The organism is Bacillus cabrialesii, from assembly GCF_004124315.2.
Taxonomy (GTDB): Bacteria; Bacillota; Bacilli; order Bacillales; family Bacillaceae; genus Bacillus; species Bacillus cabrialesii.
Map to the genome: position 1 here is coordinate 1,329,552 of NZ_CP096889.1, position 16,264 is coordinate 1,345,815.

The window sequence follows — 16,264 nt, forward strand, 5'->3', positions numbered from 1 at the left end:
TCCGGCAGATGCTACGCGGTCAGATTTGACTGTGTTTTCTTTTTCGGTTTTCTCGGTTGTGATGCAAAGGTATGTAACACCATCCCCGCAATAATAATGAATAAACCGGCAAATGATAAAAGGGATGGGAAAACGCCTGACAGCAGAACAATTTCACCAAGCAGCGCGAAAATCACTTCACCGGATTGAGTGGCTTCAACGGCTGCGAGTTTTTGCGGGCTGTCTCTTACCATATCAGTGGCCCAGAAAAATAAAACGGTGGCAATGATCCCTGAGCTGACGGCCACGATAAAGGATTGAACAGTCTGTCCCGCTGTCGGAAGGCCGTCTGAACACCAGGCGTAACCTGCTAATATAAGCCAGAACGGAAGGCTTCCCAAGGTCATTCCCAGCACGCGCTGGAAGGTATCAAGCCGGCCTCCGTATTCTTCAAGCATTCTCCGGTTTCCTAACGGATAGGCAAAAGCCGCAATGACAACCGGGAGCACACTGAAAAGCAGCATTTTCGCAGAAAGCGATTCTGCATGCTGAAGCTGAATCAGTGCCGCTCCGATCAGGATGATCACGGAAGTGCCAAGTGAAATAAGGGGGATCTTTTGCCTAATAAGCTGCGGCCCGCCCGGCATGTCTTTTTTGACAAAGAATAAAGGAGATAAGAGCACACCGGCCACAATTGTTATTTGCCAAGTTCCAGCTACAAGCCATCCGGGACCGTATCCAGCCGCAAATGTGATCGGCGCGTAAAAAAGCACGAAGCCGACAAAGCTCCATTTGATCCAAAAGATCGGCTTTTTCCGCATCTCTTGTAAGAGAGGAGTGAATGTCCCTCTCATGATGACAATCAAACATAAAAACGGCACCATAAAAATAAAACGCAGCGAAGCGCTCCAAAGCCAGCTGCCTCCGGATAACTCCATCGCTCTGTTTAAAATAAAGGTGACGGCGAAAAAGAGCGAAGCCAATATTCCGATAACGATTGCTTTCATGATATCCCTCATTTTGGCATTATTTTTTTATACTATACTATTCGGTATCATGCAGATCAATGGAATGGTGAGAAAAACAGCATGTTTTGCGAACCGCTATGTGTGGAAGACAATAGAAGGAGGTGACATTGATGGAAGCAAAGATACAGACGTTCTTCTTTCAGGATGACGGCAGAATTCCGAATCACCCTGATTTTCCGCTCGTTGTGTATCAAAACGCGCTCAAGGACACCAATCAGGCAGAGCTGATCGTCAACCGGCATGGCTGGTCAAACAGCTGGTCAGGGAGTGTTTTTCCATACCATCATTATCACAGCAATACGCATGAAGTGCTGATTGCAGTCCGGGGAGAGGCCGTGATTCAGTTTGGGGGAGAAAAAGGGGCCGCCATTCCTTTCAAATCAGGTGACGCAGCCGTGATTCCAGCCGGAGTCGGCCATAAAAAAATAAGCGCAAGTCCCGATTTTATGGTTATCGGCGCCTACCCGGGAGGCGTTCAGTATAATTTGAAGACGGGAGAGCCGGACGAACGGGAGGAAGCGATGACACAAATCAAGCAGGTGTCATTGCCGGCTAGTGATCCTATCACAGGAAAAAGAGCTCCTCTTTTGGAAATATGGGACAAGTGAAGGGGAGAAAATTGCTGGATTGTCAATAACTAGTGCCGCAGAAACGTTATGACACAAGCTCCATATAAATTAATTTCATAATCGAAGCAATTCACGTTCAAATTTTGTTCAAAAAGTGTTATCATATAGAAGGTAATCGAATTGGAGTTTTTTGTGTTTGCTATTTTCAGAGAGAGTAAAGGATTTTGACTTATTCAATTGTTTATTTTTGAGATAAAAATAATACTGAATATGGCAAGATGAAAAACTGGGTAGTAAACATTTATTTTTGTAAATGATTGTGCACGAATTCACAATCCTTATTCTTATGCCTTAAAAGCGTGAGACCAGGGAGAGGCACTACCCTTTCCAAAAAAATCAGCAAACTGCTTATAGTAAAGGAGAATTGGATATGCCAGAAACAATCGATCAAACAAACGCGTCTGTCAGCCAAAGCCAGCAAGATCTTATTGATCAGCTGTTAAAGCCAGAAGTTCAAGAATCACTGACTGTTTTAGTTGACCAGCTTCCAAAGCTGACTGAGTTAGTGAATATTTTAACGAAGTCTTATGATTTCGCTCAGTCTGTAGCAACTGACGAAGTGCTAAAAAGCGACACTGTCGGTGCGATCACTGAAATTCTTGAGCCTGTAAAAGAAACAGCGAAAGAAGTAGCTGCGACTGCAATCGAAGCGAAAGACCGCGCGGATGCAAGCAACGAAACAATTGGTCTTTTCGGCCTGTTGCGTATGCTGAAAGATCCTCAAGCTCAAAAGCTGTTCCGTTTTGCTAACAGCTACCTTGAAGTTATGAACGAACGCGAAAACCAAAAATAATCTCAGATTCAAATTGATATAAAGGACGGAGGATATACGATGTCAAAACATATTGTCATTCTAGGCGCTGGTTATGGCGGAGTTCTTTCTGCTCTAACAGTTCGCAAACATTATACAAAAGAACAAGCACGCGTGACAGTGGTAAACAAATACCCAACTCACCAAATCATTACGGAATTACACCGTCTTGCAGCAGGCAACGTGTCTGAAAAAGCGGTTGCAATGCCACTTGAAAAACTTTTCAAAGGCAAAGACATTGATCTTAAAATCGCGGAAGTAAGCTCTTTCTCTGTTGATAAAAAAGAAGTTGCGCTTGCTGACGGTTCTACATTATCTTACGATGCGCTTGTTGTAGGTCTTGGTTCTGTAACGGCTTACTTCGGCATCCCGGGTCTTGAAGAAAACAGCATGGTATTGAAATCTGCTGCCGATGCAAACAAAGTCTTCCAACATGTTGAAGATCGTGTGCGCGAGTACTCTAAAACGAAAAACGAAGCTGATGCAACAATCCTTATCGGCGGAGGCGGCTTAACAGGTGTTGAGCTTGTCGGTGAGCTTGCTGACATCATGCCGAACCTTGCGAAAAAATATGGCGTAGACCATAAAGAAATCAAATTGAAGCTGGTTGAAGCAGGTCCGAAAATCCTTCCTGTTCTACCGGATGATCTTATCGAACGTGCCACTGCAAGCCTTGAAAAACGCGGCGTTGAGTTCTTAACAGGTCTTCCTGTTACAAATGTAGAAGGAAACGTGATTGATCTGAAAGACGGATCTAAAGTTGTTGCCAACACATTTGTTTGGACTGGCGGCGTACAAGGTAACCCATTAGTCGGAGAATCAGGTCTTGAAGTGAACCGCGGACGCGCGACAGTAAACGACTTCCTGCAATCTACATCTCATGAAGATGTATTCGTTGCCGGAGACAGCGCAGTTTACTTCGCTCCAGACGGCCGTCCATACCCGCCAACTGCACAAATCGCATGGCAAATGGGTGAGCTGATCGGTTACAACCTATTCGCTTACTTAGAAGGCAAAACGCTTGAAACATTCAAGCCAGTAAACTCTGGTACACTTGCAAGCCTTGGACGCAAAGACGCGGTTGCTATCATTGGTGCTAATTCTACACCGCTTAAAGGTCTTCCTGCTTCCTTGATGAAAGAAGCAAGTAACGTACGCTACTTAACACACATTAAAGGACTTTTCAGCCTGGCTTATTAATCCATTTGATGGACTCGGACATTGCAGGAAGCGTTCCTTTCGGGATGCTTTCCGGCAATGTCTTTTTTTCGTTTATTTGCTAACGTTAACATTTCATTTTCAAAAAAGAGATTGATCCCAGAGGAATATAAAGGTAAAATAAAAATAAATCAAAATGTTAACGTTAACATTTTGAAATAGAATGAAAGACGGTGAGAACATGGAACCCTTTATGGGCGAAAATTTTTTATTGAAAAATGAAACCGCTGTCAGTCTCTATCACAATTATGCGAAAGACATGCCGATTATTGATTACCACTGCCACTTAAGCCCGAAAGAAATCTATGAAAATAAGACATTTCAAAACATCACTGAAGCCTGGCTGTATGGAGACCATTACAAATGGCGCATTATGAGAGCCAATGGGATTGAAGAGACATACATTACCGGCGATGCGCCTGATGAGGAAAAATTTATGGCTTGGGCGAAAACGGTGCCGATGGCGATCGGCAATCCGCTCTACAATTGGACTCACTTAGAACTGCAGCGTTTTTTTGGAATTTATGAGATCTTAAATGAAAAATCGGCTCCGGCTATATGGAACCGGACGAATGAACTGCTCCAAGGAGAAGGCTTCGGGGCAAGGGATTTGATCGTGAAATCAAATGTAAAGGTCGTTTGTACAACGGATGATCCTGTCGATTCTCTTGAATACCATCTATTATTAAAAGAAGACAAAGACTTTCCTGTCAGCGTCCTGCCCGGATTTCGGCCGGATAAGGGACTTGAGATCAATCGTGCAGGCTTTCCTGATTGGGTGCAGGCACTTGAAAACGCCGCAGCTACATCAATTACAACCTACGATGAGTATCTAAAGGCGTTGGAAAAACGAGTGCGATTTTTCCATTCAGCCGGCGGCAGAGTGTCTGATCACGCGATCGATTCAATGGTATTTGCCGAGACGACAAAAGAGGAAGCGGGCCGGATTTTTTCTGACAGATTACAAGGAACAGAGGTTTCTTATGAGGATGAGAAGAAATTTAAGACGTATACGCTTCAGTTTCTTTGCGGTTTGTATGCGGAGCTCGATTGGGCGATGCAGTTTCATATCAACGCTTTAAGAAACACGAATACAAAAATGATGAAGAGACTCGGGCCTGATACAGGCTATGACTCTATGAATGATGAAAAAATTGCGAAGCCTTTATACAAGCTGCTGAACTCAGTGGAGATCAAGAACCAGCTGCCGAAAACGATTTTATATTCACTGAATCCAAACGATAACTATATCATCGCCAGCATGATCAACAGTTTTCAGGACGGTATCACCCCGGGAAAAATACAATTCGGCACAGCCTGGTGGTTTAACGATACAAAAGACGGTATGCTCGATCAAATGAAAGCGTTGTCAAATGTCGGGCTTTTCAGTCGCTTCATCGGCATGCTCACCGACTCCAGAAGCTTTCTGTCCTATACGCGCCACGAATATTTCAGGCGGATCGTCTGCAATTTGCTGGGGGAATGGGTGGAAAACGGCGAAGTCCCGCATGATATGGAGCTTTTGGGAAGCATTGTTCAAGGAATTTGCTATGACAATGCGAAGCACTACTTTCAATTTCAAGAAGAGAAAGCAAACGTGTAACCAAATGTCCGCTCAGCATCGCGATCATGCGTCATCCTGAGCGGGCCATTGCCCGAAAATTCTTAAGACACAGAGGTGGAAGATGCGAACTGAACTGGCAAATAAGGTTGTGTCGATTGAAACGGAGAAAAGGCTTTCATTGAAAGAGAAAATCTCCTATGGTTTTGGTGATTTTGGCAACGGTTTTATGTTTGATCTCGGCCAGATATATTTATTGAAGTATTTTACTGATGTAGCGGGAATCCCGGCTGCGATGGCCGGCGGCATTTTCTTAGTCAGCAAGCTGTTTGCGGCGATAACAGATCCGATTGTCGGCTCATCAATTGATTATCGCAAAAATATTGGCAAGCGGGGGAAATTCAGGCCTTATTTATTAATCGGCAGCATCGTGCTTGCGGCGCTTACTGTTCTAATTTTTCTGTCTCCTAATGTATCACCGACCGGAAAACTGATTTATGCCTATGCGTCCTATATGATTTGGGGCATCGGCTATTCGTTTGTGAATATTCCGTACGGCTCATTAGGGGCAGCGATGACTCAAAATTCTGAGGATCGGACCTCCATTTCGACTTTCCGTCAAATCGGGTCGCTTGGAGCCTTGTTTATCACAAGTGTGGCCGTGATGCCGCTGCTCGTCAAGTTTGATAATCCGAAGGTCGGCTATCCGGTGGTCATGGGCTTATTCGCCGCACTTGGTGTGCTTTGGTTTTATATTTGCTACCGCAACTGCAAAGAGCGCATTGTGATAGCAGAAGCGCCAAAAGAAAAACTAACACTCTCATCTGTCGTCAAAACATTTATCACGAATAAACCGCTGTTAACCCTTGTCCTGATGACGATTTTTTCAATTTCCGCATACAACATTAAATCCGCCATGTTAGTCTATTTCGCACAATATAACCTGGGCAATGTTCAATTAATGGCTTATATGAACTTTATTATTATCGGTTCTTCCTTTTTGGGCGTCATATTCCTGCCAAAGCTCGTCAAGATGTTTGGTAAGAAACGAACGGCGATGATCGGCTTCGGCATCAGTGTAGCCGCGGATCTAGTCAACTTTGTGCTTCCATCAAACGTTTATGTGTTTACGATCCTTGCCAGCATCGCCTTTATCGGAATCAGTATCCCAAATGGCATCACGTGGGCGCTTGTGTCCGATATTATTGACTATGGCGAATGGAAATCGGGTGAACGGAAAGAAGCAACAACATATTCACTTTTTAATTTCTCCAGAAAGCTTGCTCAGTCATTGTCCGGTTTTCTCTCGGGCATCGGCTTGGGGATAATCGGCTATGTGCCGAATGCGGCCCAGACAGCACAGGCGCTGATCGGAATTAAAGCCCTTCTCCTTCTGTATCCTGCCATTGCTTTGGCATTAGCGATGATCATTATCGGCTTTCTTTATAAACTCACAGACCAGCAGCATGCACAGATCGTTCAGGAGCTTCATCAAAAAAGCTGACAACATAATATAAAGAATATTTAAAATAATTTGTAAATAGTATGTGTTTGTAAGGGTTTCCACTTAGGGGTGTCCGGAAGAACTGAAAAGGAAGGAGGCATTTTATTGAAAACGGTAACGATACCAGCTGAAGAAGCAAGGGAACTTGTTCGGATCAAGCTGACCGGTGTCCGTTTGAATGAACGAGATGCTGAAAAAGTAGCTGATGTCCTCGTCCACGCCGATTTACGAGGCGTACAATCGCATGGCGTGCTGCGAACAGAACACTATGTGAACAGGCTAAGGGCGGGAGGGATCAATCCCGAAGCACATCCAGTTTTTAAAGAAACGGGGCCTGTGACCGGTGTTCTTGACGGTGATGACGGTTTCGGCCATGTGATTTGTGATGTGGCGATGGACCGTGCAATTGACATGGCGAAGAAAAACGGTGTCGGCATGGTCACGGCTGTAAACAGCAGCCATTGCGGAGCGCTAAGCTATTTTGTGCAAAAAGCGGCTGACGAAAAGCTGATCGGAATGGCAATGACGCATACGGACAGTATCGTTGTTCCATTTGGGGGAAGATCTCCTTTTTTAGGGACAAATCCGATTGCTTACGGTGTTCCGGCTAAGCGTAAAAAACCGTTTATTCTGGATATGGCGACATCAAAAGTGGCCTTTGGGAAGATTCTGCAGGCCCGTGAAGAGGGGAAAGACATTCCTGAGGGATGGGGAGTCGATGAAAACGGAGAAGCAGTAACCGATCCTGACAAGGTCGTTTCACTTTCAACATTCGGCGGCCCGAAAGGCTATGGGTTATCTATTGTGGTCGATGTGTTTTCCGGATTGCTGGCGGGCGCGGCTTTTGGCCCTCATATCGCCGAAATGTACAGCGGCCTTGATCAAAAAAGAAAGCTGGGACATTATGTTTGTGCGATCAATCCGTCCTTTTTTACCGACCGGGATGCGTTTTTAGAGCAGATGGATGCCATGCTCGATGAACTGCAGCACTCACCGCCGGCTGTTGGAGTCGAGAGAGTGTATGTGCCCGGCGAGATTGAGCAGCTGCATGAAGAAAGAAATAAGATACACGGAATATCAATCGCTCGGAGCGTGTATGAATTCTTAAAAAGCAGGTGAGAAAAATGAAAGCGGTTCAAGTGCGAAAAGCGTATGATCTGGTGACAGCGGAGATGAAAAAGCCGATTCTTTCAAAGGATGATGACGTGCTTGTGAAAGTGAAGCTGGTCGGGATTTGCGGTTCAGACATGCACATTTATCATGGCACGAATCCGCTCGCCACCCTCCCGAGAGTTATCGGACACGAAGTAACGGGACAAGTGGAGGAAGTTGGGCCGAATGTGCGTAGCCTAAAAGCCGGTGACCATGTTGTGATTGAGCCGATTTCTTATTGCGGAACGTGTTACGCCTGCCGCAAAGGGCGCCCGAATGTTTGCGCGAAGCTTTCTGTGTTTGGCGTTCATGAAGACGGCGGCATGCGGGAGTATATTGTGCTTCCGGAAAGGCAGCTTCACGTTGTCTCAAAGGACTTGCCTTGGGAGGAAGCGGTCATGGCCGAGCCTTATACGATAGGCGCCCAGGCAGTGTGGAGAGGCCGGGTGGAAAAAGGAGACACCGTTCTGATCCAGGGAGCGGGGCCCATCGGGATCTGTGTGTTAAAAATGGCAAAGCTGGCGGGCGCTGCTGTCATGATGACAGACTTGAATAGCGAGCGGCTGGCATTTGCGAAAGAAAACGGCGCCGATGCTGTCGTAAATGCACAAACAGAACATGTGGCCGAGCGGGTCCGTGAATGGACTGGGAATGAAGGAGCCAATGTGGTCATTGATGCAGTTTGTCTGCCAGCGACTTTTGAGCTTTCAATTGAGGCCGTTTCTCCCGCGGGGCATGTAGTTGTGCTTGGATTTGATGAAAGAGCGGCGCAGATATCTCAGCTGCCGATTACAAAAAAAGAAGTCACGATAACCGGATCGAGATTGCAGACCAATCAGTTTCCCAAAGTGGTAGAGCTTTTGAATAAAGGCAAGATAGCGCATAACGGACTGGTGACCCATTCATTTTCAGTGGATGACGTCCATCACGCATTTCAGTTAATCGAGGAGCATCCAGATCAGGTGCGGAAAGCGGTCATCACGTTTGATGAATTGATTGGAATCCGGAGGTGCAAACAATGAATATCACATTCCGATGGTACGGCCGAGGTAACGATACAGTCACGCTTGAACACGTGAAGCAAATTCCCGGAGTCAAAGGCATTGTCTGGGCTCTCCATCAAAAACCTGTCGGCGGCGTGTGGGAAAAGGAAGAAATCAGAGCAGAGACCGAATATATTCAATCCTATGGTTTTCACGCTGAAGTGGTAGAAAGCGTGAATGTTCATGAATCAATTAAACTCGGAAACGAAGAACGCGGCCGGTATATTGAAAACTATAAACAAACGATCCGCAACCTTGCCGAATTTGGCGTGAAAGTGATCTGCTATAATTTTATGCCGGTTTTTGACTGGACACGCACGGACATGTTCCGTCCCTTGGAAGATGGATCAACCGCTCTTTTTTTTGAAAAGGCCAAGGTGGAGAGCCTTGAGCCCCAAGAGCTGATTCGGACGGTGGAACAAGCATCTGATATGACACTGCCGGGGTGGGAGCCCGAAAAATTGGCTCGGATCAAAGAGCTGTTTGCAGCCTACAGAACGGTCGATGAAGAACAGCTATGGGACAATTTATCATTCTTTTTGCAGGAAATTCTTCCGGTTGCAGAACGTCACGGTGTTCAAATGGCCATTCATCCGGATGACCCGCCATGGCCAATCTTCGGGCTGCCGCGCATTATCACAGGGGAGGAAAGCTATAAGAGGCTAAGGGCGATATCAGATTCGCCGTCTAATCGCATCACTCTGTGTACAGGTTCAATGGGAGCCAATCCCGCTAACGACATGGTGGAAATTGCTAAAACGTATGCCGGCATCGCTCCGTTTTCACATATTCGCAATGTGAAAATTTATGAGAATGGCGATTTTATTGAAACATCTCATCTGACGAAAGACGGTTCGATTAACATTCAAGGAGTAATGGAAGAACTGCATAAGCAGGATTACGAAGGATATGTCAGACCTGATCACGGGCGCCATCTTTGGGGCGAGCAATGCCGCCCGGGTTATGGCTTGTATGATCGCGCTCTTGGCATTATGTACTTGAACGGACTGTGGGACGCATATGAAGCAATCGCAAAAAAAGAGGTGGAAGCATGATCCCGCTGCATGAGAACTTGGCTGGTAAAACGGCTGTCATAACGGGCGGAAGCGGTGTTCTTTGCTCAGAGATGGCCCGGGAGCTTGCCCGTCACGGCATGAAGGTGGCGATTTTGAACAGGACGGCTGAAAAAGGCCAAGCGGTCGTAAAGGAGATTGAGGCTGCTGGCGGCACAGCGTTTGCTGTTTCAGCGGATGTGCTGGACAGGGAGTCACTGGTGCAGGCAAAAGAGGACATCATCGGGCGATTTGGCTCTGTCGATCTGTTGATTAACGGGGCAGGAGGCAATCATCCAGACGCAATAACCGATGTGGAAACATACGAAGAAGCGGGAGAAGGTCAAACCTTTTTTGATATGGATGAGAGGGGCTTTTCAACTGTATTCTCCACCAATTTCACCGGTGCGTTTCTGGCCTCTCAAGTGTTTGGAAAAGAGCTGCTGAAAGCCGATTCACCGGCCATCATCAACCTTTCTTCCATGAGTGCTTATTCACCGATGACGAAGGTTCCGGCATACAGTGCCGCCAAAGCATCGATCAATAATTTTACGATGTGGATGGCCGTTCATTTTGCCGAAACCGGGCTGCGGGTCAACGCGATTGCCCCAGGATTCTTTCTGACGAAACAAAATCATCAACTGCTGATTAACCAAGACGGAACTTTAACCGGACGTTCTCACAAAATTATTGCGGGAACACCGATGAAGCGTTTTGGGAAACCGGAGGATCTCCTCGGCACGCTGCTTTGGCTGGCAGATGAATCCTATTCCGGTTTTGTCACCGGGATCACCGTTCCTGTCGATGGAGGATTTATGGCCTATTCGGGTGTGTAACGAAAACAGCGCAACAGAAACTGAACCAACATAGGGGTGAGGTTGAGATGTTCTCAAAAGATAAGCTTCCCGTTATCCTTTTTTTGTTTCTGGCAGGGGTGATTAATTACCTGGATCGTTCGGCGCTGTCCATTGCAGCTCCTTTTATTCAGGATGACCTCACATTATCTGCCACGCAAATGGGCTTGATTTTCAGCAGTTTTTCGATTGGTTATGCCATATTTAACTTTCTTGGGGGCGTGGCATCTGACCGCTATGGGGCGAAGCTGACCTTGTTTGTCGCCATGGTCGTATGGTCGCTGTTCAGCGGAGCAGTCGCCCTCGCTTTTGGTTTTGTCAGCCTGCTGGTTATACGTATCCTCTTTGGAATGGGAGAAGGCCCGCTTTCTGCGACGATCAACAAGATGGTCAATAACTGGTTTCCGCCGACACAGCGGGCGTCCGTTGTCGGTGTGACCAACAGCGGGACGCCGCTCGGGGGAGCCATTTCCGGCCCGATTGTCGGTATGATTGCAATCGCGTTCAGCTGGAAGGTATCCTTCGTTCTCATTATGATCATTGGATTAATATGGGCAGTGCTCTGGTTCAAGTTTGTCAAAGAGAAGCCGCCAGTAGCGATGGGGGATGCACCGGCAATCAAAGCAGAAACGCCTCCTGAGGAAAAAATTCCGCTCACTTTTTACTTGAAGCAAAAAACGGTTCTCTTCACGGCGTTTGCTTTTTTCGCCTACAATTACATCCTCTTTTTCTTTTTGACGTGGTTTCCGAGCTACCTTGTTGAAGAGCGGGGACTAAGTGTTGAATCGATGAGTGTCATCACGGTCATTCCGTGGATTTTAGGCTTTATCGGCCTTGCAGCGGGGGGATTTGTTTCCGACTATGTGTACAAAAAAACAGCCCGAAAAGGTGTGCTGTTCTCGCGCAAGGTTGTGCTTGTCACGTGTTTGTTTTCATCGGCGGTCCTGATTGGTTTTGCGGGACTTGTGGCGACGACTGCGGGCGCTGTCACACTTGTCGCTTTGTCAGTGTTCTTTCTTTATTTGACAGGCGCTATCTATTGGGCTGTCATTCAAGATGTGGTTGATCAAAACAATGTCGGTTCTGTAGGGGGCTTCATGCATTTCCTCGCCAACACGGCCGGAATTATCGGCCCGGCTTTAACCGGCTTTATTGTTGACCGAACGGGCACATTTTCTGGGGCATTTTTGCTTGCCGGAGGGTTAGCTGTCTTCGCTTCACTTGCTGTGATTCGTTTTGTCCGTCCGATCATCGGAAAACCGGCAGGAACAGAAGCTGAGAATCCGGTGTCTTATTAATCTGGAAATATAGTGGGAGAGGGGTATGTTTGATGATACAATATACAGTAAATAATCGCAGCCGGCATGATAAGGAAGGGAATTAGATGGTAACCATAAAAGATATCGCAAAACTCGCAAACGTATCCCACACAACCGTTTCCAGAGCACTCAACAACAGCCCTTACATCAAAGAACACACGAAGAAAAAAATACTGGAGCTCGCAGCACAGCTCAACTATACACCGAATGTAAACGCGAAAAGCTTGGCGATGCAAAAGTCACATACGATCGGGCTTTTCTTTACAAGCATCACAAACGGAACCTCACACAGCTTCTTTGCAGACACCATCAAAGGCGTAAATCAAGCCATAAGCGAGGATTACAATCTCTATGTGCGCGGCATCGATGATCTGAAAAACTATGACTCCGTCACGCCGATGAGATATGACGGCATCATTTTAATGAGCCAAAGTGACATTGATAATTCTTTTATTTATCATATTCGGGAAAAAAACATCCCGCTTGTCGTGCTGAATCGCGATATTGATGACCGCAGCATCACGAATATTTTGTCCAATGACAAGGAAGGCTCTCAGGAAGCTGTGGAATACTTCATTAAGAATGGGCATCAAGACATCGCCATCATCGAGGGGATCGAAGGCTTTAAATCCTCACAGCAGCGAAAGGAAGGCTACTTGGCCGCCTTGATTCATCATCATATTCCGATCAAACATGAATACAGTGTCAAAGGGCAATACGATATGGAAAGCGGCTTTCAAGCGATGGAGCGGCTGCTGGCGCTGCCGAATCCCCCAACCGCTGTCTTTTGTTCGAATGATGACATGGCAATCGGAGCGATGAATGCGATATTCGCAAAGGGGCTGCGCGTCCCTGATGATATGTCAGTGATCGGATTTGATGATATCGGTTTTTCGCAGTATATCACGCCAAGGCTTTCAACCGTGAAGCGCCCAGTGGAGAAAATCAGCGTGCTTGGCGCGCAAAAACTATTATCCCTGATCAGCGAACCGGAAACGAAAGCGGAAAAAATCTTGGAAAACACAGCGTTCATGGTCCGCGATTCAGTTAGACCATTAACGACGTGATGCCCCGTTTTTTCAGCGGGCATTCTTTATAAAGAAAAATGTTAACGTGTGCATAAATGATAGAGGGAGGCAATGAAGGTGCAGAAGCTGAACAAAAACGTGTACGATCACTATACTCAGTATCCGGAAAAAATTCTTCAATTCGGAGAAGGAAACTTTCTTCGAGGGTTTGTCGACTGGCAGATTGATCAATTGAATCAACACACTGATTTTAATGGGAGCGTGGCAGTTGTCCAGCCGAGAGGGTCAGAAAAAATCAAAAGGTTAAATCAGCAAGATGGGCTATACACGCTTTTTTTACAGGGAATGAAAGACGGGGAAGCGGTAAACGAGCATATGATTATCAACTCAATCAGCCGCGGAATTGATTTGTTTTCAGATTATGAAGCATACAAAAAACTGGCTTCTAGCGAAGAACTGCGGTTTATCATTTCCAACACCACCGAGGCCGGAATCGTATGTGATGAAAAAGACCGTTTAGAGGATAGGCCGCAAAAAACATTCCCTGGGAAATTAACTGCGTTTCTCCACTTTCGCTATCAGGCTTTCAAAGGAGACAAGACAAAAGGGTGTGTCTTGATTCCGTGTGAATTGATTGAGAATAACGGCGAAAAGCTGAAGGAAACGATTCTGCAGTATGCGGAGCTATGGAAGCTGGAAGAAGGGTTCACACAGTGGATTCATGAAGCCAACACGTTTTGTAATAGTTTAGTAGACCGCATTGTCCCGGGTTTTCCTGTCGACAGCATTGATGAGATTACGGCTGATCTTGGCTATCAGGATGATTTGATTGTTGTGGGAGAGCAGTATTATTTATGGGTTATCGAGGGGCCGGATTGGATTGAAGAAGAACTGCCCTTTGCGGATGCGGGACTCCATACAAAGATCGTCAGCGACCTCACCCCATACCGGACAAAAAAAGTGAGAATTTTAAATGGCGCTCATACGGCAATGACGCCAGTGGCTTTATTATACGGCTTAAAAACGGTGCGGGATGCTGTCGAGCACCCGGAAGTGGGGCGGTTTATTAGAGAGTTGATCGGTGACGACATTCTCCCTGTTTTAAAAATGGAAGGGCTTTCTCAATATGCTGACGATGTGCTGAACCGTTTTAAAAACCCGTATATGAAGCATTACCTAGAAAGCATTGCACTGAACTCCATTTCCAAATTCAAAACGAGAAACCTGCCGACCATTCTGGAATATGCAGAACAAAAGGGCCAGCTTCCTGAGCGCTTGGTGTTTTCGTTCAGCGCCCTTCTGTATTTTTATCAGGGAAACGAGAAATTGCGGGACGATCCGGCTGTTCTACACTTTTTCAAAGAGGTGTGGCATCAGGAGAATGGAGACATGCTCCGTATCGCCTCAAGAGTGTTAAGAGAAGAGCGGCTGTGGGGAGCAGATCTAACCGGGATACCGAAGCTGACTGAGAGAGTCGCTGATTACTTGAATCATATTCATGAGCTGGGCATGCAGCGGGCTCTTGAACAATGCTGCACACAAAGGGGAGAGGTACGATGAAGTCATGTATAAAGATTCATAAACAAGACAATGTCCTTCTTGCGTTGCGGGATATCGAGAAGGGAGAGCGGCTGAATGCGGACGGCGTGTCGATTGAAGTGAAGGATGATATAAAAAGAGGACACAAGATTGCGCTGCAGCCTATCAAAGAAAACGACGGCATCATCAAATACGGATTTCCAATCGGGCATGCATCACAAGATATATCGATCGGTGAGCATATTCATGTCCATAATACGAAAACAAACCTGTCTGATATCCAAACATACAGCTATACACCGAGATTTGATCAAAATCCGTATTCAAATGAGAACCGGTCGTTTAAAGGATTTAGAAGAGAAAACGGGGATGCCGGTGTTCGAAATGAATTGTGGATTGTGCCAACTGTCGGCTGCGTCAATGGGATCGCTGAAAAAATGCTCCAGCGTTTTGTCAAAGAAACGGGGGATATCGCTCCATTTGATAACGTGCTCGTGTTAAAGCACCAATACGGATGCTCGCAGCTTGGCGACGATCACGAAAATACGAAGCAAATCCTGCTGAATGCCATTCGCCATCCAAATGCCGGCGGTGTCTTGGTGTTAGGGCTTGGCTGTGAAAACAACGAGCTGGCAGGAATGAAAGAAGCGCTGCAGGATGTGAACCTCGATCGGGTGAAGTTTCTCGAATCACAGTCGGTAACCGACGAAATGGAGGCAGGTGTTGCTTTGCTGAAGGAAATCCATGAAGCGGCCAAAGGGGATAGGAGAGAAGACATTCCGCTGTCCGAACTGAAAATCGGGCTGAAATGCGGAGGTTCGGACGGTTTTTCGGGTATAACAGCAAACCCGCTGCTCGGCCGTTTTTCAGATTATCTTATTGCACAGGGAGGGAGCACGGTGCTGACGGAAGTTCCGGAAATGTTCGGTGCGGAAACCATCCTGATGCAGCGGGCTGCCAATGAAGAAGTGTTTCATAAGATTGTCGATTTAATCAATGATTTCAAACAATATTTTATCAAACATGATCAGCCGGTGTACGAAAATCCTTCACCGGGCAACAAAGCGGGCGGCATTTCTACGCTTGAGGATAAATCGCTGGGCTGCACGCAAAAAGCGGGAATCTCTCCTGTCATGGATGTCCTGAAATACGGCGAAGTGCTCAAGACAAAAGGGCTAACGCTTTTGAGCGCGCCAGGAAATGATTTGATTGCTTCCTCCGCATTGGCGGCGGCGGGCTGCCAAATTGTCCTCTTTACAACGGGTAGAGGTACGCCGTTCGGCACCTTTGTCCCAACGGTGAAGGTCGCGACTAACACCCAGCTGTACGAGGCGAAGCCGCATTGGATTGATTTTAACGCAGGTCTTTTAGCAGAGGATGATATTCATGAGGAATATGTGCTGCGGGAGTTTATCCACTATATGATTGAGGTGGCAAGCGGCGGGCTTGTAAACCATGAAAAAAATGATTTCAGAGAACTTGCCATTTTTAAATCGGGTGTGACGTTATAATAAAAAAGGCTATCCTTTCGGTGGATAGCCTTTTTC

The 16,264-nt window shown here is 46.5% G+C and carries 14 protein-coding genes; 13 read left to right on the top strand and 1 reads right to left on the bottom strand.

Annotated elements, in window-relative coordinates; translation table 11 throughout:
* Nucleotides 1-11: 11 nt before the first annotated feature.
* The gene (locus tag EFK13_RS06860; protein ID WP_129506013.1) at nt 12-986 is read right to left on the bottom strand and encodes a DMT family transporter; all 975 of its coding nucleotides are present in this window, start codon (nt 984-986) and stop codon (nt 12-14) included.
* Between the two features lie 131 nt (nt 987-1,117).
* Here EFK13_RS06860 and EFK13_RS06865 point away from each other — a divergent pair, with 131 nt between their 5' ends.
* The 13 genes from EFK13_RS06865 (at nt 1,118) to EFK13_RS06925 (ending at nt 16,228) form a co-directional block, all read left to right on the top strand.
* Nucleotides 1,118-1,615: a cupin domain-containing protein gene (locus EFK13_RS06865; RefSeq protein WP_129506012.1), complete on the top strand. Its 498-nt coding sequence runs from the start codon at nt 1,118-1,120 to the stop codon at nt 1,613-1,615.
* 391 nt (nt 1,616-2,006) lie between these two features.
* On the top strand, nt 2,007-2,429 hold the full coding sequence (locus EFK13_RS06870) for a DUF1641 domain-containing protein (RefSeq protein WP_003239166.1): 423 nt from the start codon (nt 2,007-2,009) through the stop codon (nt 2,427-2,429).
* 39 nt (nt 2,430-2,468) lie between these two features.
* The gene (locus EFK13_RS06875; protein ID WP_064813311.1) at nt 2,469-3,647 is read left to right on the top strand and encodes an NAD(P)/FAD-dependent oxidoreductase; all 1,179 of its coding nucleotides are present in this window, start codon (nt 2,469-2,471) and stop codon (nt 3,645-3,647) included.
* A gap of 199 nt (nt 3,648-3,846) precedes the next feature.
* Complete coding sequence (gene uxaC / locus EFK13_RS06880) at nt 3,847-5,268, top strand: glucuronate isomerase (RefSeq protein ID WP_129506011.1); 1,422 nt, start codon at nt 3,847-3,849, stop codon at nt 5,266-5,268.
* An 82-nt stretch (nt 5,269-5,350) separates the two neighbouring features.
* Nucleotides 5,351-6,730, top strand: a complete 1,380-nt coding sequence (locus EFK13_RS06885; protein WP_129506010.1) for an MFS transporter — start codon at nt 5,351-5,353, stop codon at nt 6,728-6,730.
* A 105-nt stretch (nt 6,731-6,835) separates the two neighbouring features.
* A complete protein-coding gene (gene allD / locus EFK13_RS06890; protein ID WP_129506009.1) occupies nt 6,836-7,849 on the top strand; it encodes an ureidoglycolate dehydrogenase in 1,014 nt (337 codons plus the stop codon).
* Between the two features lie 5 nt (nt 7,850-7,854).
* Nucleotides 7,855-8,904, top strand: a complete 1,050-nt coding sequence (locus EFK13_RS06895; protein WP_129506008.1) for a zinc-binding alcohol dehydrogenase family protein — start codon at nt 7,855-7,857, stop codon at nt 8,902-8,904.
* Nucleotides 8,901-9,980, top strand: a complete 1,080-nt coding sequence (gene uxuA, locus EFK13_RS06900) for a mannonate dehydratase (RefSeq protein WP_129506007.1) — start codon at nt 8,901-8,903, stop codon at nt 9,978-9,980. The genes EFK13_RS06895 and uxuA overlap by 4 nt, the downstream gene beginning before the upstream one ends.
* Nucleotides 9,977-10,813 (top strand): SDR family oxidoreductase, encoded by an 837-nt coding sequence (locus EFK13_RS06905; protein ID WP_129506006.1) that lies wholly within the window; start codon nt 9,977-9,979, stop codon nt 10,811-10,813. Before uxuA ends, EFK13_RS06905 begins: the two co-directional genes overlap by 4 nt.
* A gap of 47 nt (nt 10,814-10,860) precedes the next feature.
* Nucleotides 10,861-12,129 (top strand): MFS transporter, encoded by a 1,269-nt coding sequence (locus EFK13_RS06910; protein ID WP_129506005.1) that lies wholly within the window; start codon nt 10,861-10,863, stop codon nt 12,127-12,129.
* A gap of 86 nt (nt 12,130-12,215) precedes the next feature.
* Nucleotides 12,216-13,217: a LacI family DNA-binding transcriptional regulator gene (locus EFK13_RS06915; protein ID WP_129506004.1), complete on the top strand. Its 1,002-nt coding sequence runs from the start codon at nt 12,216-12,218 to the stop codon at nt 13,215-13,217.
* A gap of 78 nt (nt 13,218-13,295) precedes the next feature.
* Entirely contained in the window at nt 13,296-14,738 is a 1,443-nt protein-coding gene (locus tag EFK13_RS06920) for a tagaturonate reductase (RefSeq protein WP_129506003.1), read from the top strand.
* Nucleotides 14,735-16,228 (top strand): UxaA family hydrolase, encoded by a 1,494-nt coding sequence (locus tag EFK13_RS06925; protein WP_129506002.1) that lies wholly within the window; start codon nt 14,735-14,737, stop codon nt 16,226-16,228. The genes EFK13_RS06920 and EFK13_RS06925 overlap by 4 nt, the downstream gene beginning before the upstream one ends.
* Nucleotides 16,229-16,264: the final 36 nt, after the last annotated feature.